Annotated in this window: 15 protein-coding genes; 14 read left to right on the top strand and 1 reads right to left on the bottom strand. The window is 59.0% G+C overall.

Features of this window, described 5'->3' with window-relative positions:
• Positions 1–650 precede the first annotated feature (650 nt).
• Entirely contained in the window at positions 651–2,261 is a 1,611-nt protein-coding gene (gene nadB / locus ACYQ1A_RS14510) for an L-aspartate oxidase (RefSeq protein ID WP_499363087.1), read from the bottom strand.
• Positions 2,262–2,716: 455 nt separating this feature from the next.
• Between nadB and rpoE the strand changes: the two genes are divergently transcribed.
• From rpoE to ACYQ1A_RS14440, 14 genes are all read left to right on the top strand, one after another.
• Positions 2,717–3,319, top strand: a complete 603-nt coding sequence (rpoE, locus tag ACYQ1A_RS14505) for an RNA polymerase sigma factor RpoE (protein ID WP_053937814.1) — start codon at positions 2,717–2,719, stop codon at positions 3,317–3,319.
• A 49-nt stretch (positions 3,320–3,368) separates the two neighbouring features.
• Positions 3,369–3,887 (top strand): sigma-E factor negative regulatory protein, encoded by a 519-nt coding sequence (locus tag ACYQ1A_RS14500; protein ID WP_499363085.1) that lies wholly within the window; start codon positions 3,369–3,371, stop codon positions 3,885–3,887.
• Entirely contained in the window at positions 3,887–4,891 is a 1,005-nt protein-coding gene (locus tag ACYQ1A_RS14495; protein ID WP_499363083.1) for a MucB/RseB C-terminal domain-containing protein, read from the top strand. Before ACYQ1A_RS14500 ends, ACYQ1A_RS14495 begins: the two co-directional genes overlap by 1 nt.
• A gap of 24 nt (positions 4,892–4,915) precedes the next feature.
• On the top strand, positions 4,916–5,404 hold the full coding sequence (locus ACYQ1A_RS14490; RefSeq protein ID WP_062220872.1) for a SoxR reducing system RseC family protein: 489 nt from the start codon (positions 4,916–4,918) through the stop codon (positions 5,402–5,404).
• 6 nt (positions 5,405–5,410) lie between these two features.
• Positions 5,411–5,668: a glutaredoxin family protein gene (locus ACYQ1A_RS14485; protein WP_499363081.1), complete on the top strand. Its 258-nt coding sequence runs from the start codon at positions 5,411–5,413 to the stop codon at positions 5,666–5,668.
• 166 nt (positions 5,669–5,834) lie between these two features.
• Positions 5,835–7,628, top strand: coding sequence for a translation elongation factor 4 (gene lepA / locus ACYQ1A_RS14480; RefSeq protein WP_053937819.1), 1,794 nt, complete (start codon positions 5,835–5,837; stop codon positions 7,626–7,628).
• Between the two features lie 55 nt (positions 7,629–7,683).
• A complete protein-coding gene (lepB, locus tag ACYQ1A_RS14475; RefSeq protein ID WP_499363079.1) occupies positions 7,684–8,646 on the top strand; it encodes a signal peptidase I in 963 nt (320 codons plus the stop codon).
• Between the two features lie 62 nt (positions 8,647–8,708).
• Positions 8,709–9,077 carry a DUF4845 domain-containing protein gene (locus tag ACYQ1A_RS14470; RefSeq protein ID WP_499363077.1) on the top strand — a complete coding sequence of 123 codons (369 nt, stop codon included), beginning with the start codon at positions 8,709–8,711 and terminating at the stop codon, positions 9,075–9,077.
• A 2-nt stretch (positions 9,078–9,079) separates the two neighbouring features.
• Entirely contained in the window at positions 9,080–9,790 is a 711-nt protein-coding gene (gene rnc, locus ACYQ1A_RS14465) for a ribonuclease III (RefSeq protein ID WP_499363075.1), read from the top strand.
• 108 nt (positions 9,791–9,898) lie between these two features.
• Complete coding sequence (era, locus tag ACYQ1A_RS14460; protein ID WP_499363073.1) at positions 9,899–10,846, top strand: GTPase Era; 948 nt, start codon at positions 9,899–9,901, stop codon at positions 10,844–10,846.
• 9 nt (positions 10,847–10,855) lie between these two features.
• On the top strand, positions 10,856–11,617 hold the full coding sequence (recO, locus tag ACYQ1A_RS14455) for a DNA repair protein RecO (RefSeq protein WP_499363071.1): 762 nt from the start codon (positions 10,856–10,858) through the stop codon (positions 11,615–11,617).
• 118 nt (positions 11,618–11,735) lie between these two features.
• Positions 11,736–12,506 (top strand): pyridoxine 5'-phosphate synthase, encoded by a 771-nt coding sequence (locus ACYQ1A_RS14450; RefSeq protein WP_499363069.1) that lies wholly within the window; start codon positions 11,736–11,738, stop codon positions 12,504–12,506.
• A 122-nt stretch (positions 12,507–12,628) separates the two neighbouring features.
• On the top strand, positions 12,629–12,997 hold the full coding sequence (locus tag ACYQ1A_RS14445; protein ID WP_062220886.1) for a SpoIIAA family protein: 369 nt from the start codon (positions 12,629–12,631) through the stop codon (positions 12,995–12,997).
• 32 nt (positions 12,998–13,029) lie between these two features.
• Positions 13,030–14,748 (top strand): cyclic-di-GMP receptor FimW-related protein, encoded by a 1,719-nt coding sequence (locus ACYQ1A_RS14440; protein ID WP_499363067.1) that lies wholly within the window; start codon positions 13,030–13,032, stop codon positions 14,746–14,748.
• Positions 14,749–14,844 lie beyond the last annotated feature (96 nt).

Genomic DNA, 14,844 nt, shown 5'->3' with positions numbered 1-14,844 from the left:
GTTCCGGCGGTACGCAAACTGACCGCACTGCAGCGGCCCCGACGCTGCATTGTTGATACTTGCAATGCGCTTCGCTGTTGCCGGGGCAAACGCCGGGCAATGCGCTTCGCTGTTGCCGGGGCAAACGCCGGGCAATGCGCTTCGCTGTTGCCGGGTCAAACGCCGGGCAATGCGCTTCGCTGTTGCCGGGGCAAACCGGGGGCAATGCGCTTCGCTGTTGCCGGGTCAAACGCCGGGCAATGGGCTTCGCTGTTGCCGGGGCAAACCGGGGGCAATGCGCTTCGCTGTTGCAGGGGCGAATCGCGGGCAATGCGCTTCGCTGTTGCCGGGGCAAACGCCGGGCAATGCGCTGCGCTGTTGCCGGGGCAAACGCCGGGCAATGCGCTTCGCTGTTGCCGGGGCAAACCGCGGGCAATGCGCTTCGCTGTTGCCGGGGCAAACCTCCGGGCAATGCGCTTCGCTGTTGCCGCGGCAAGCCCCAGGGCAAAAGCTTTTGTAGGGTGCGTTACCCGGAGGGCAACGCACATTTGAGGCGCAGCCTCGGCCCCTTTGGGGTCGTCTGGTTTGCGGGTACGGTTTTGATAAAGCAAAAAGCCAGGGCTGTCTGCCCTGGTTTTTTTGTTTGTTTCTGGCCCTTCGGGCGCTGTTTTTTACATCCCGGCCTGGCCGGTGCCTTCCAGCGTCGGCGTGAGCACTGTCGGCACCGCATCCGGCAGCAACTCCGGATAGTCGCGGCTGTAGTGCAGGCCGCGGCTTTCTTTGCGCGCCATGGCGCTGCGTACGATCAGTTCGGCGGTGGTGACCAGGTTGCGCAGTTCGATCAGGTCGTTGCCGACGCGGAAGTTGCTGTAATAGTCGTGGATTTCGGTTTGCAGCAACTGGATACGGTGCAGCGCGCGTTCGAGGCGTTTGTTGGTGCGTACGATGCCGACGTAATCCCACATAAAGCGACGCAGCTCGTCCCAGTTGTGCGAGATGACCACGGCTTCGTCCGGGTCGCTCACCTGGCTTTCATCCCATTCCGGTACTTCAGGCAGTTCGCGCGGCGGCGCGGCCAGCATTTCGGCGGCGGCGGCTTTGCCGATGACCATGCATTCCAGCAAGGAGTTCGACGCCAGCCGGTTGGCCCCATGCAGGCCGGTGCAGGCGGCTTCGCCGACGGCATAGAGGCCGTCCACGTCGGTATGCCCGGTCAGATCTACCGTCAGGCCACCGCAGGTGTAATGCGCGGCGGGAACGACGGGAATCGGCTCGCGCGTGATGTCGATACCCAGCTCCAGACAGCGCTGGTAGATGGTGGGGAAGTGCTCTTTGACAAAGCTGGACGGCTTATACGAGATATCGAGATAGACGCAGTCATAGCCGCCTTTTTTCATCTCGAAGTCGATGGCGCGCGCGACGATATCGCGTGGGGCCAGCTCGCCGCGTTCGTCGTGGTTGGGCATAAAGCGCGTGCCATCGGGCAGCCGCAAAATGCCGCCTTCGCCACGCACCGCTTCGGTAATCAAAAACGATTTGGCATGCGGGTGATACAGGCAGGTCGGGTGGAACTGGATAAATTCCATATTCGACACGCGACAGCCCGCACGCCAGCCCATGGCGATGCCATCGCCGGTGGCCACGTCCGGGTTGGTTGTATATAGATAGACCTTGCCCGCGCCGCCGGTACACAACACGGTGTGCTGCGCCAACATGGTTTCGACCTTGCCGGCTTGCTTGTCATAGACATAGGCGCCCCAGCAACGGTCGTCTTCCAGCCCCAGCTTTTTGCCGGTGATGAGATCCAGCGCGATGTGTTCTTCCAGCACGGTAATGTGCGGGTGCGCCGCCACTTTCTTGGCCAGCGTATCGATCACGGCGGCGCCGGTTGCGTCAGCGGCGTGAATGATGCGGCGATGGCTGTGGCCGCCTTCGCGCGTTAGATGGTAGCCGTTGTAGTTGGTGTCGCCACTGGCATCCCGGGTGAAGGGCACGCCCATCGAGATCAGCCAGTCGATGGCTTCGCGCGAGTTTTCGATAATAAAACGCGTGGCTTGTTCATCGCATAAGCCGCCGCCCGCAATATGGGTATCGCGGATATGCGATTCGATGCTGTCGGCATCGTCGAGTACCGCGGCAATACCGCCTTGCGCCCAGGCGCTGCCGCCATCGCGCAGTTCGCGCTTGGTGACCAGCCCCACCTTGAGTTTGTCGGCCAGCTGCAGCGCAATGGTCATGCCGGCAAGGCCGCTCCCCATGATCAGAACATCGAATTGGCGCATGTCAGTTCAGGCTCCTTGCAAGGTGGGTCGAGGGGCACACTATATCAGTCCACCCTGGTCTCCAGCCATGACAGGTGAATAGCACCAATCGTGCTTTAAGCCGCCATTAAGCATCGGATGCGACGATGCCCCGGCACGACAAGTGCTTGCAAAAGCAGATACAAGCCCCCAACTGCCCACTGAGCGCGCAGTAGCGCGCACCCGGCCCGCGAGCCGGAGTGCCTGTTAACGGGTGAAAAGGTCGAGGCGTTATCCCGACGGCGATCAAGCCACGCAGGTCTTGCCAACCTGGATTGATCAAACCGGACGCCAGAAACCGCAAGCAACGGATACATAGAAATCGGTTCACCGCGTAAAGCTGGAAACAACAGGATTGCCCGGATCAACGCTGCACGGCGGCGCCGCAAATCAAAATTTACGCAGGCCGGATAACACGGAGCCCGCATTTGGAACACATGACCGAACGGGATGTCGATCAAGAGCTTGTGCATCGGGCGCAGAACGGTGACAAGCGAGCATTCGAGCTCCTGGTCGCCAAGTATCAACGCAGAATCGCCCGACTGCTGTCCCGCTTGATCAGGGATCCCGCAGAGATCGAAGACGTCACGCAAGAGGCTTTTATCAAGGCCTATCGTGCGCTGCCGTCGTTTCGGGGCGAGAGCGCCTTTTACACCTGGCTGTATCGCATCGCCATCAACACTGCCAAGAACTATCTGGCGGCGTTGGGCCGTCGGCCGCAGTTGTCGGCCGATTATGAAGACGACGAAGGCGAAACCCTTGATGCCGCCGCACAGATTCCGGATTACCATACGCCCGAAGCTGAACTTGCAAATCGTGAGATTGTCAGAACCGTCAACGAGGTGGTCGAGTCCTTGCCTGACGAGCTGCGCACCGCAATCAGCCTGCGCGAGATGGATGGTTTGTCATATGAGGACATCGCCAGTGTGATGAATTGTCCAATTGGAACGGTGCGTTCGCGCATCTTTCGCGCCCGTGAAGCAATCTCCGCTAAACTGCGGCCGCTTCTCGAGACGGTCGGCAAAGACCGGCGTTGGTAGTTGGAAGCTTGATGCCTGGTTCACTCAGGCGCTTAGAGGGTACGCAATCATGAAAGAGCATTTGTCCGCGCTGATCGATGGTGAGCTCGACCCATCGGGTTATGACCAGGTGCTGGCCAGCCTGAATGCCGACGCATCGCTGCGGCAGCAGTGGCACGACTGGCATATGGTCGGTGACGTCATGCAGCAGCATCCCATCCTGTCGCCTGACTTCATGCAGAAATTCTCGGCGCGTCTGGCCGAAGAACCCATCGTGATTGCGCCGCAAGCCAACCCGCGCAAGCGCCGCTTTATGCGCCGTGCGCTGGCACCGCTGTCGGCCGCGGCATCGGTGGCCTTCCTGGGTGTGGTGGGCTGGCAAGCGTTCCATGGTGCCTACACCAATGGCAACGTCACCGCACTGCCGCAAGTGGCTGCCGTCTCGGCCAGCCCGCTGAAAGTGGCTAACGCTGCCGACAGCAACCCGCAATTCCGTGCTTACCTGGCGGCCCACCGCGAAGACTCGGGCAATGTCATTGATGGGCGCGATATCGTTTACGCTTCGTTTGAGACCAAGCAGCCAAAATAATGATGAAGACCAAGGGCTGGATCCTGGCCGGTAGTTTGCTTCTGGCGGGCCAACGTGTGCTCGCAGCACCACCTTCCGCAAATAATGATTTCATGAGCCCGCAAGAGGCCACGCAACTGGTGTCGCGTGTTGCCACTGCGGCGCGCGATGTCACGTTCCAGGGCATCTACGTGCATCAGCACGGCGACAACATGGAATCGTTCCGCGTTATCCATGAAGCCGGCAATGGCGCCGACATCGAACGGCGCGAGTCGCTGGACGGGCCGCCGCGCGAAATGGTGCGCCAAGGCAACCAGATCAGCCTGTATCTGCCGGGTGGTCAGGTATTGCCGATGGATCGACGCCAGTCTTCCAAGCTTTTTCCCCGACAATTGCCCGACGAACCCGAGCATGTGCTGGCCAACTACCAGATCCGTCTGATCGGCCAGGAACGCATTGCCGGTGTCGTGACCAATATTTATGACTTTGATCCCAAAGATAAACTGCGCTACGCGCATCGCTATTGGGTCGATCCGGATAGTGGTTTGATGATCAAGTCGCTCATGCTGGGTAGCCGGCATGAGCCCGTCGAAGTATTTGCCTTTTCGCAAATCCAGATCGGCGGAACGCTCGACAAGCGACTGTTAAAGCCTGTCCATCCGGTGAAGGCAGCACCGCTGGATGACAACCCCGGTACCACCGCACTGCCCAAAGATCCGGCGTGGGATATCCACAATTTGCCGAATGGATTCCGCTTGCTCAAAGTCAGCCAGCGTCCTCTGAGCGGCAAGACCAGGCCGGTAACGCATCATCTGTACAGTGATGGGCTGGTGACGGTGTCGGTGTTTATCGAACCGTTCGACGCGGCAGCCCCCTTGGGTATCGCGCAGCAAGCCGGCATCAGCGTGTTCGCACGCCAGGCAGGCCCCTGGCTGCTGACGGTGCTGGGTGAAGTGCCGGTCGATACGGTGCAGGCTTTCAGTTATGGATACACACCCAAAGGTGAAAAGGCGGCCGCGCAATAAGCGCCGTTACCAGGAAACAAAACGATGATCGAAAGTGAAGCTCAAGTAACGCGCCGTGACGGCCAGCATGTGTGGGTCAAGATCAAACCGCATTCGCCGTGCGGTAATTGCGACCCCGAAACCGGCTGCAAATCGGTGGCAATCACGCGTTTGTTTGGCACCGCGCAAGAGAGCTTCCGCGTGCGCAACACCGTCGACGCGCAAGCAGGCGATTTTGTCCGGATCGGGGTTGCCGACGGCATGTTGTTGCGTAGCGCGCTGGCTGCCTATGGCGTGCCGCTGTTTGCATTGCTGATCGGCGCGGCCGTGGGCCATGTAATCGAGCCGTTCGGTTTGCCTGACCTGGGCGCGGTGCTTGGTGCGGGCCTGGGTTTTGTGTTGGGATTTGCTTTGCTCAAGCAACGCAGTCAACTGGCCCGCATGGCCGAGCCGACCACGCTGGAAAAACTGGTGCCCGGCGTTCAACCAGTGCGCTTTTGCGATCGCACCACCGCCACCGGCGGCATGAGCTGATCCACGATGAATGCTGGCGCTATCCGCTTGCGGCTGTATGGCCGTGTCTATTGCAGTCTCTGCACCGAAATGCGCGAACAACTGGACGCGCTGTCGCATCAACGGGGTTTTCAGGTCGACTTTATCGATATCGATGATGATGACGACCTGGAAGATCGCTACGGCGAACTGGTGCCCGTGCTGACTGATCTGCACGATCACGAAATCTGTCATTACCATCTTGATCTGGCGGCGCTGGACGTATTTCTGTCGGCCCGGGTCTAAGCTGCGGTTCACCGCCCGTGGGGCGGTTTTGTGAGGCACGCCGATTTCCGGTAAAATCGCGGCCGAACCGGTCACGCCCGGGTACAACCCCGGCCGTCTACCTGCTGGGGCACGCAAGGCGTGCCCTTTTTTACAGCCGCTTTCGGCATGGAACACAGTCCCCCTGATGAAGCACATTCGTAATTTCTCCATCATCGCGCATATCGACCACGGCAAATCCACCCTGGCGGATCGCTTTATCCAGTTTTGTGGCGGCCTTGAGCTGCGCGAGATGTCCGAGCAAGTGCTCGACTCGATGGATATCGAAAAAGAACGCGGCATCACCATCAAGGCGCAAACCGCCGCGCTGACCTACAAAGCGCTCGATGGCCAGATCTACAACCTCAACCTGATCGACACGCCGGGCCACGTCGACTTCAGCTATGAAGTCAGCCGCTCGCTGGCCGCGTGCGAAGGCGCGCTGCTGGTGGTGGATGCCTCGCAAGGCGTTGAGGCGCAAACGGTGGCCAACTGCTACACCGCAATCGAGCAGGGCGTGGAAGTGGTCGCCGTGCTCAACAAGATTGACTTGCCCGCCGCCGAACCCGAGCGCGTGATCCAGGAAATCGAAGACATCGTCGGCATCGAAGCCATCGACGCCGTGCGCGCCTCGGCCAAGAGTGGCATCGGTATTCAGGACATCCTGGAAGAAGTCGTGCGCAAGGTTCCCGCGCCGCGCGGCAACCCGGATGGCCCGCTCAAAGCGTTGATCGTCGATTCGTGGTTCGATAATTACGTCGGCGTGGTGATGCTGGTGCGCGTGGTGGATGGACAGTTGTCGCCTAAAGACAAGATTCTGTTCATGTCGACCAAAGCGCAGCATTTGTGCGAACAGGTTGGGGTGTTTACGCCGAAGTCGGTGCAGCGCGACGTATTGCGCGCGGGCGAAGTTGGCTTTGTGATTGCCGGGATTAAAGAACTGGCCAGCGCCAAAGTCGGCGACACCATCACCACCGTCAAGAGCCCGGCCGTTGAAGCCTTGCCGGGCTTTAAAGAAGTGAAATCGCAGGTATTTGCCGGGCTGTATCCGGTGGAAAGCCACGATTACGAGTCGCTGCGCGATTCGCTGGAAAAACTGAAGCTCAACGATGCTTCGCTGCATTACGAGCCTGAAGTCTCGCAAGCGCTGGGCTTTGGCTTCCGGTGCGGCTTCCTTGGCCTGCTGCACCTTGAGATTGTGCAAGAGCGGCTCGAGCGCGAATTTGATATGGACCTGATCACCACGGCCCCGACCGTGGTGTATCAGCTGGTGCTCAAAGGCGGCGAAGTCGTCGAAATTGAAAACCCGTCGCGTCTGCCCGACCCCAGCAAGGTGGAGGAGATTCGCGAGCCCATCATTACCTCGACCATCCTCGTGCCGCAGGATTACGTGGGCGCCGTCATGACGCTGTGTAATCAGAAGCGTGGCGCGCAACGCAATATGCAATACATGGGTCGCCAGGTATTGCTGACCTACGATCTGCCGATGGCCGAAGTGGTGATGGATTTCTTTGACAAGCTCAAGTCGGTATCGCGCGGTTACGCCTCGCTGGACTATGACTTCAAGGAATTCCGCGCTGAAGACCTGGTCAAGCTGGACGTGTTGGTCAACAGCGAGCGCGTCGATGCGTTAAGCCTGATCGTGCATCGCTCCATGAGCGTGTATCGCGGGCGTGAACTGGTGTCCAAAATGCGCGAACTGATTCCGCGCCAGCAATTTGATATCGCCATCCAGGCTGCGATTGGTAGCCACATCATCGCGCGTGAAACCGTCAAGGCCATGCGTAAAGACGTGCTGGCCAAATGTTATGGCGGCGATATCACGCGGAAGAAAAAGCTGCTTGAGAAGCAAAAAGCCGGTAAAAAGCGCATGAAACAAGTGGGCAACGTGGAAATCCCGCAAGAGGCTTTCCTCGCCATCCTGCAAGTCAGCGATAAATAAAAGCGTTTCTGGCGGGCCGCAAGCCGGGCTCGCCCAACCACCTACAAGGTCTCTGATGAACTGGAATTTGATCGGCGCAATCGTCACATTGCTTGGCCCCATCATGATTGTGCTTGGCAACAAGCAGCCGCGCACCGGCACTGAAGCGCCGCAACTGGTGCAATACGGCTATCTGTTTGCCATCGTCGGTGTGTTCATTCTGCTGGTGCAGAAGTTTTCGATTCCTGGCGCCATGCTGATTTTTGTGGTGCTGACGGGCGTGGTGTGGGCGCTGGACAAGTTCAGGCTCAGCAAGGCCCGGGGTGACAAGCAGCCCGCCGACTGGGTTGAATATGGTCGCGGTTTCTTTCCGGTAATCCTGGTGGTGTTCTTGCTGCGCTCGTTTGTGATCGAGCCGTACCAGATTCCGTCTTCGTCCATGCGGCCGGGCCTGGTGGTGGGTGATTTTATTCTGGTCAACAAGTTTTCCTATGGCCTGCGGGTGCCGATTCTGAACAATGTGGCGATACCGGTGGGGCAGCCCGAGCATGGCGACGTGATGGTATTCAACTATCCCGAGAACCCGGAGATCAACTTTATCAAGCGCGTAATCGGCCTGCCGGGCGATACCGTGGAATACCGCCACAAGCAACTCACCATCAATGGCAAGCCGGTGCCGACCGCGGATGCCGGTCAGCTGGAATACGTTGAAGATGGTCAACGCCTTGAGCGCAACAACCAGTTCAAGGAAACCCAGGGCGCGCATACCTACAACACGCTGCAAGCCATCGGGAATCCGCCATACGTCATGCTTTCGGAGGTGCGCGACTTTCCGTTCCGCGAAAACTGCCGTTATGATGACGATGGCTTTAGTTGTAAGGTCCCGGACGGCTTCTTCTTCATGATGGGCGACAACCGGGATCACTCGGCCGATAGCCGCTACTGGGGCTTTGTGCCGGACAAATATGTGGTCGGCAAAGCCTTTCTGGTGTGGTTCAACCTGCATGATCTGCGCCGTATCGGCACCGTCATACACTGACACATCGAAGCACCGCGCGAACCGGGCAATATGATCCGGCGCGCTTCAGGGGGATATTAAAAATGCGCAAGCAACAAGGGCTTTCGTTTTTCGGTTTTATTATGGTGGCGGTGTTTGTCGCAGCCGTCGCAGTGACATTCTTTAAAGTGATCCCGGCTTATGTTGAGTATTTCAACATCAAGAAGACGATCAAAACCATTGCCAAAGAAGGCGCGGGCCAACCGCCTGCAGAAATTCGCAGTGCCTTCTCCAAGCACGCGGAAATTGACGATATCGAATCGGTAAAGGCCAGCGATCTGCAAATCCAGCAGGCTGGCGGCAATACTTCCGTGAGCGTCAACTATCAGCGCACCGTGCCTTTGGTGGCCAATATCAGCTTGCTGTTTGATTTCGATATCTACGAAGGCAGCGGCGCACAGGTAGGTCCATAAGCGTGTCTATTGTTTTGCCTCCCGAGCGCCTGCAAAAGGTGCTCGGTTATACCTTTAACGAGCAGCGCCTGATTCGTCAGGCGCTTACTCATCGCAGCTACGCCGCAACGCATAATGAGCGGCTGGAATTTGTCGGCGACGCCGTGCTGAATGCGGTGGTGGGCCGCGCGCTGTTTGTGCATTTTCCGCAGCTGAACGAAGGCGAATTATCGCGCCTGCGTGCCTCGCTGGTGCGTCAGGAGTCGCTGGCCGACGTGGCCAGCACGCTGGAGCTGGGCGATTATCTGTCGCTGGGCGAAGGCGAACTCAAAAGCGGCGGCCACCGGCGGCCGTCGATATTGGCCGATGCGCTCGAAGCCATCTTTGGCGCCATCTGGCTGGACGGCGGTTTTGAAGCCGCGCAAACCGTCGTAGAGATGTTGTTTGTGCCGCGCATTACGGCCATCGACCCGAGCAAAGCCCTCAAAGACCCCAAGACAGCCTTGCAGGAATGGCTGCAGGCGCGCCACAAAGCGCTGCCGCTGTATGAGGTGGTACGCCAGGAAGGCGAATCGCCTAATCTGGTGTTTGAGGTGGCGTGCAATGTGCCCGAGCTGGCGGTGCAAACCCGTGCCCTCGGTGCCAGCCGGCGTGCGGCGGAACAAGTGGCCGCGGGCGATGCGCTGGGCATCCTCAAAGAGAAATATCCGGGTAAAGCCGGTAAACGCACCTGAGCGGGTGCGGTACTACCCCGGCGCACCCACCTGGCGCGCCGGACTTTTTATCTACACCTGTAGACCCACGCCTGAGTAGCGTGCGTAGACCTTCCTATGGAGCCGAATATGGCTGACTCTGATCTTATTGAAACCGCGGCCACCCCGAGCGCGTTTCCTCCCGATTACCGCTGTGGCTTTGTCGCCATTGTGGGCCGCCCTAACGTGGGCAAATCCACGCTGATGAACCACCTCATCGGCCAGAAAATCAGCATTACCTCGCGCAAAGCGCAAACCACGCGCCACCGCGTGACGGGTGTGCTGACTGAGCCGAAAGCGCAATACGTATTTGTGGATACCCCTGGTTTCCAGACGCGCTACAAGAATGCCCTCAACGACGCGATGAACCGCAACGTCACCACCACACTGGCCGATGTGGATGTGGTGTTGTTTGTGATCGAAGCATTGAATTTTGGCCCCGCCGACGAAGCCGTGCTCAAGCTGCTGCCAGACAATCGCCCGGTGTTATTGGTGGTGAACAAGGTGGATGAACTGGCCGACAAGGGCGTGTTGTTGCCGTTCTTGCAACGCGTTTCGGCCGCGTTCAACTTCCACGCCATCGTGCCGGTTTCGGCGATGAAGGCGCAAAAGCTGGACGTACTGATGGAAGCGGTAACGCCGTTGCTGCCGGTGTCGGTGCCTTTGTACGATGAGGACCAGATTACCGACCGTAATTCGCGTTTCCTGGCTTCCGAAATCATCCGCGAAAAGTTGTTCCGCATGCTGGGCGACGAATTGCCGTATGCCATGACCGTCGAAATCGAAAAGTTCGACGAAGAAACCATGCGCGATGGCCGGCCGTTGTACAAGATTTATGCCGCCGTGCTGGTGGATCGTGATGGCCAGAAGGCTATCCTGATCGGCAAGAATGGCGAAAAACTCAAACGCATCAGCACCGATGCCCGTGTCGATATGGAAAAACTGTTCGATGCCAAGGTGTTCCTGCAAGTGTGGGTCAAGGTCAAAAGCGGTTGGGCCGACGACACGCGCGTGTTGCGTCAACACGGTTTCGAGTAAGGACCGCCATTGGCCGCGCCCGCGCGCAGCAAGCGCCCTCGCAGTGGTAAAAGCCAGCCGCGTATTGACGCGCAGCCGGTGTTTATCCTGCATCAGTATGCCTACCGCGAGACCAGTCGGCTGCTGGATATCTTCAGCCGCGACCACGGTCGTTTGACGGTAGTGGCGCGCGGCGCGCAACGGCCCGGTTCGCAATTGCGTGGCGTGCTGATGGCGTTTCAGCCTTTGCTGCTGTCGTGGTTCGGCGGCGGCGAAGTCAAAACCTTGCACGCGGCCGATTGGCAGGGGGGGCTGGCGCATCCGGTCGGCTCGCCCTTGTTATGCGGCTTCTATATCAATGAACTGCTGATGCGGCTGTTACCCCGCGAAGATCCGCATCCGCACCTGTTCGCCGCCTATTACGAGGCGGTGCGACAACTCTCTGTCTTGCCCACCGACGCAGGTGCCCAGGTTGAACCCATCCTGCGCGGGTTTGAACTCGCCTTGCTGTCCGGCCTGGGCTACGGCCTCGATTTTGCCCATGAAGTTAACGGTCAGGCCGTGCTCGCCACGCGCCAATATGCCTTTGTCGGCGGTCAGGGTTTCTTTGCCGCTGCCCCGGGGCAGGGCCGCTTTGACGGCGAAGTGTTGCTGGAACTTGCCAGCGGCAAGGTCAACGGCGAACGCACGCTGGCTCAGGCCAAGTTGTTGATGCGGCAAGCATTAGGCAGTGTGCTGGGCGAACAACCCTTGCACACGCGCCAGTTATTGCTGGATTTGCAAAGACTCTGATCGCGCCGCAGCCCGGCGCGGGCCGTGACAAAGCGCTTGGGCGGGCTCGCGCAGTGGCTTATATTTAGTGCATTCCCACCCGGTGCAGCCTGCGCCGGACATAACAGGAGTGCCCGCCATGGCCGGCGCATTATTGCTAGGCGTCAACGTCGATCACGTCGCGACCGTGCGCAACGCGCGCGATGACCGCAAACCCAGCCCCGTTTTTGCCGCCCAGGTGGCCGAACAAGCGGGCGCCGATCTGATCACCATGCTGTTACGCCAGGACCGTGCCCATATTCGCGATGAAGACGTGCGATTGGTCCGGGCGCTGCTGCAAACGCGGCTCAACCTGGAGATCGCGCTTGATCCCGAATTGCTGGCCTTCGCCATTGACCAGGCGCCGAGCGATGTCTGCCTGGTCCCGCCCACGCGCGATGAACCCGGCCTGTGGCAGGGTCTGGACGTGCGCGGGCGTAAACAGGAAATCGGCGATTACGTGCGTAAACTGCACGCAGCGCAAATCCGCACTTCCATCTTTGTTGACCCCGACTTTGAACAAATCCGCCTGTGCCATGCGCTGGGCGTGTCGGTGGTCGAACTGCACACCGGGCGCTATGGCGCCGCGCGTGATCGCAAGAGCAAAGAGCTGGAATACGCGCGCATCAAGGTGGCAGCCGAATACGCCTCCAATCTGGGCCTGGTGGTCAATGCCGGGCACGGGCTCAACTATCACAACGTGGAGCCGATTGCGGCGATTCCGCAAATTGAGGAACTCAATATCGGGCACGCGATCATATCCCACGCTTTGATCGTTGGACTGCCGACTGCGGTGCGCGAAATGAAAATGGCGATGACGCGAGCACGCCTGCAGAACCGCCCGCCGCTGGACGACGAAGAAGACCACTAACCGCCTTGGGATAATGGCGATGGCGGCGCCGACCGTTGGTCGCGCATACTGTGGCGTAAGTTCTTGCCCCGACAACTTCTGGTTTGGGGCTGTCGGGTATTGTAATAAACTAGGAGCCGATTATGATTACGATCGATCAACAAGCTGACCATGTCGCCGTGAGTGTGTTCGCTGAGTTCACCTTGCACGACTTCCGCGAGTTTGAAGAGAACGTGCTGTACCGGATCCAGTTTGAAGGCAAGCCCAACCTGTTGTTTGATCTGAGCATGATGTCGGGTTACACCATTGACACCATGGTCGAAGAAGTCAAATTCGGCCGCAAACATCGCGCCGATTTTGGTCGTGTCGCCATTGTAAGCAGCGACCAGTGGGTTACGTGGACGGCGTGGCTGAACCAATTGTTTTCTGAAGCACAAATCCAGGTCTTTGACCGCGTCGACGACGCCCGCTTCTGGGTGGAACGCGGCGATGGCGGGGTGGCCGCAGCATAAAACCAGAATAAATACACAAGAGCAGAACAAGCATGCGCGAATTGCTGAACAACCTGTTTGCCCGCGACAAGTCGCCGCTGTCTTCGCCCAAGGCCGCTGCAGCCTGGTGCGCCAGATTGCACGAGGTCGACCCGCAGGCGCAGCGTGAACGCGTGGCGGCGGTGGTGCGCGAATTCCTGCATACCCAACGGCCCGTCGCCCCCGATCAGTTGCAATCGCTGTTGCTGCTGGACGAAGAAGCACAAGGCGCGCTGGAAACCATACGCGATCAATATGTGGCCAATCCGCGCATGGCCAAAAATATTGAACAGAAACTGTTTGAAGACATCGTCGGCTTTGCCGAAGCCATGGTGCAGGCCTATGGCCGTTTTGTGTTGCTGGAAACCAGCACGCCCGAAAAGCGCGTCTGGCGCCCGTTTCTGCCACAAGCCATCGCGCGCAGCCTGCATTACCTGGCGGTGGTGGCCAAATGGCATTACTTCCGCTTTGATAAAGTGCCGGGCAAGCTGTGGTCACAAGCGCACAGCCTGTATCGCCTGTCCGAAATCGAAGGCTTCGACAGCAATCCATTTGCCTTGTACGGCCAGCGCGAAGGCCGCGTTTCTTCGTGCGCTGATGAATATATACAGCTGTTGATGCTGAACACGGTTGCGGCCAACAACCTGTCGGTGCGGCAACTGGATTGGGTGGATGACTGGCTGGATGTGTGGTCACACGATGTGCAGATTTCACGCCGGTTCTTGCCGGATCGCCATCATTACTGCGTCAACCTCACCGACAAACAAGGCCCCGAGAAAGTCCGCGACGACGCGCACGGTGAGCCGTATCGCTACTGGGGCATTTTTGAAATGCTCAACGGCGTGCAGGACTGGTTGCGCAAGCTCGAAGCGGGCGCCACGCCGCAATCGCTGGGCATGAATTCGGATTGCCGCACTGCCTCGTGCATCGAGCTGCTCAAGCACCTGGAGGTGTACTGGAGCATGTCGATCCGCAACGCGCAGATTCAGCGCAGCCATCGGCACAACGTGCAGAAGACCGCTGATGTGGTGCATGGGCTGGACCGGCTTTACAAACATGTGCGCGCGGACAACGGCAAATATGCCGCTACCAGTGGCAAAGAAGCCAAAGAAGCGATCGATTACGACGAAGTCATGGATATGCGCCTGTACGGCTTTGTCTCGGCCCGTACCCGCAGCAAACAGGCGCAATCGGCGCAGCAAGCGGTGCAGGTGGCGGCGGATTGGCAGAGCTGGAATATCGAGAACGAATCAGAAGGCGGCTACGGCGCCATCCTGCCCATAGCCAGCAATGAATGGGCCAGGCCGGGCGAATTGCTGGGTATGCGCTTTGCCGCCGAAGAAAACTGGCGCGTGTGCGTCATCCGGCGCTTGTCGCGGCTGAATGAATTTGATGTTTATGCCGGTGTGCAAGTGTTGTCGGCCACGCCGGTGGCAGTGCAAATGCGCACAGATGCGCCGCCTGCGCATCAACATGCCACATTGGCGCTGGGTGATTTTGATGCCATCGACGGCTCGGCGCTGCTCACCACGGGTACCGCCCTGTATGTGCCGCATGAGATTGATGGCACCAGCGTCAACACACTGCTGGTGCACTCGGCCGATTACGCGGGCGGACGGATTTATCAGGTGCAGGCGCGTGATCGCAAATTTACCGTGAGCCTCGGTGCGCAGCTGGAAAAGGGCGTGGACTGGATCTGGGTCACGGTCACCGTTCTCAGCCAATCGTCTTAAGCCAAGCCCCGCAACAGCGGGGCTTTTTATGCTGCTGCCAGTTCAGCTTGGGGTTTGCCTGGCTTTGAAGGGCGCGTCACAACCCACGCATACCGG

This window comes from Silvimonas sp. JCM 19000, assembly GCF_054652575.1.
Note: the sequence above shows the minus strand (reverse complement) of the source record. Positions and strands in the feature narration are given on the sequence as shown.

What these genes read in the sequence shown, in the direction of transcription:
- nadB (WP_499363087.1), bottom strand. Translation starts at nt 2,261, where the DNA reads ATGCGCCAATTCGATGTTCTGATCATGGGGAGCGGCCTTGCCGGCATG.
- rpoE (WP_053937814.1), top strand. Translation starts at nt 2,717, where the DNA reads ATGACCGAACGGGATGTCGATCAAGAGCTTGTGCATCGGGCGCAGAAC.
- ACYQ1A_RS14500 (WP_499363085.1), top strand. Translation starts at nt 3,369, where the DNA reads ATGAAAGAGCATTTGTCCGCGCTGATCGATGGTGAGCTCGACCCATCG.
- ACYQ1A_RS14495 (WP_499363083.1), top strand. Translation starts at nt 3,887, where the DNA reads ATGATGAAGACCAAGGGCTGGATCCTGGCCGGTAGTTTGCTTCTGGCG.
- ACYQ1A_RS14490 (WP_062220872.1), top strand. Translation starts at nt 4,916, where the DNA reads ATGATCGAAAGTGAAGCTCAAGTAACGCGCCGTGACGGCCAGCATGTG.
- ACYQ1A_RS14485 (WP_499363081.1), top strand. Translation starts at nt 5,411, where the DNA reads ATGAATGCTGGCGCTATCCGCTTGCGGCTGTATGGCCGTGTCTATTGC.
- lepA (WP_053937819.1), top strand. Translation starts at nt 5,835, where the DNA reads ATGAAGCACATTCGTAATTTCTCCATCATCGCGCATATCGACCACGGC.
- lepB (WP_499363079.1), top strand. Translation starts at nt 7,684, where the DNA reads ATGAACTGGAATTTGATCGGCGCAATCGTCACATTGCTTGGCCCCATC.
- ACYQ1A_RS14470 (WP_499363077.1), top strand. Translation starts at nt 8,709, where the DNA reads ATGCGCAAGCAACAAGGGCTTTCGTTTTTCGGTTTTATTATGGTGGCG.
- era (WP_499363073.1), top strand. Translation starts at nt 9,899, where the DNA reads ATGGCTGACTCTGATCTTATTGAAACCGCGGCCACCCCGAGCGCGTTT.
- ACYQ1A_RS14450 (WP_499363069.1), top strand. Translation starts at nt 11,736, where the DNA reads ATGGCCGGCGCATTATTGCTAGGCGTCAACGTCGATCACGTCGCGACC.
- ACYQ1A_RS14445 (WP_062220886.1), top strand. Translation starts at nt 12,629, where the DNA reads ATGATTACGATCGATCAACAAGCTGACCATGTCGCCGTGAGTGTGTTC.
- ACYQ1A_RS14440 (WP_499363067.1), top strand. Translation starts at nt 13,030, where the DNA reads ATGCGCGAATTGCTGAACAACCTGTTTGCCCGCGACAAGTCGCCGCTG.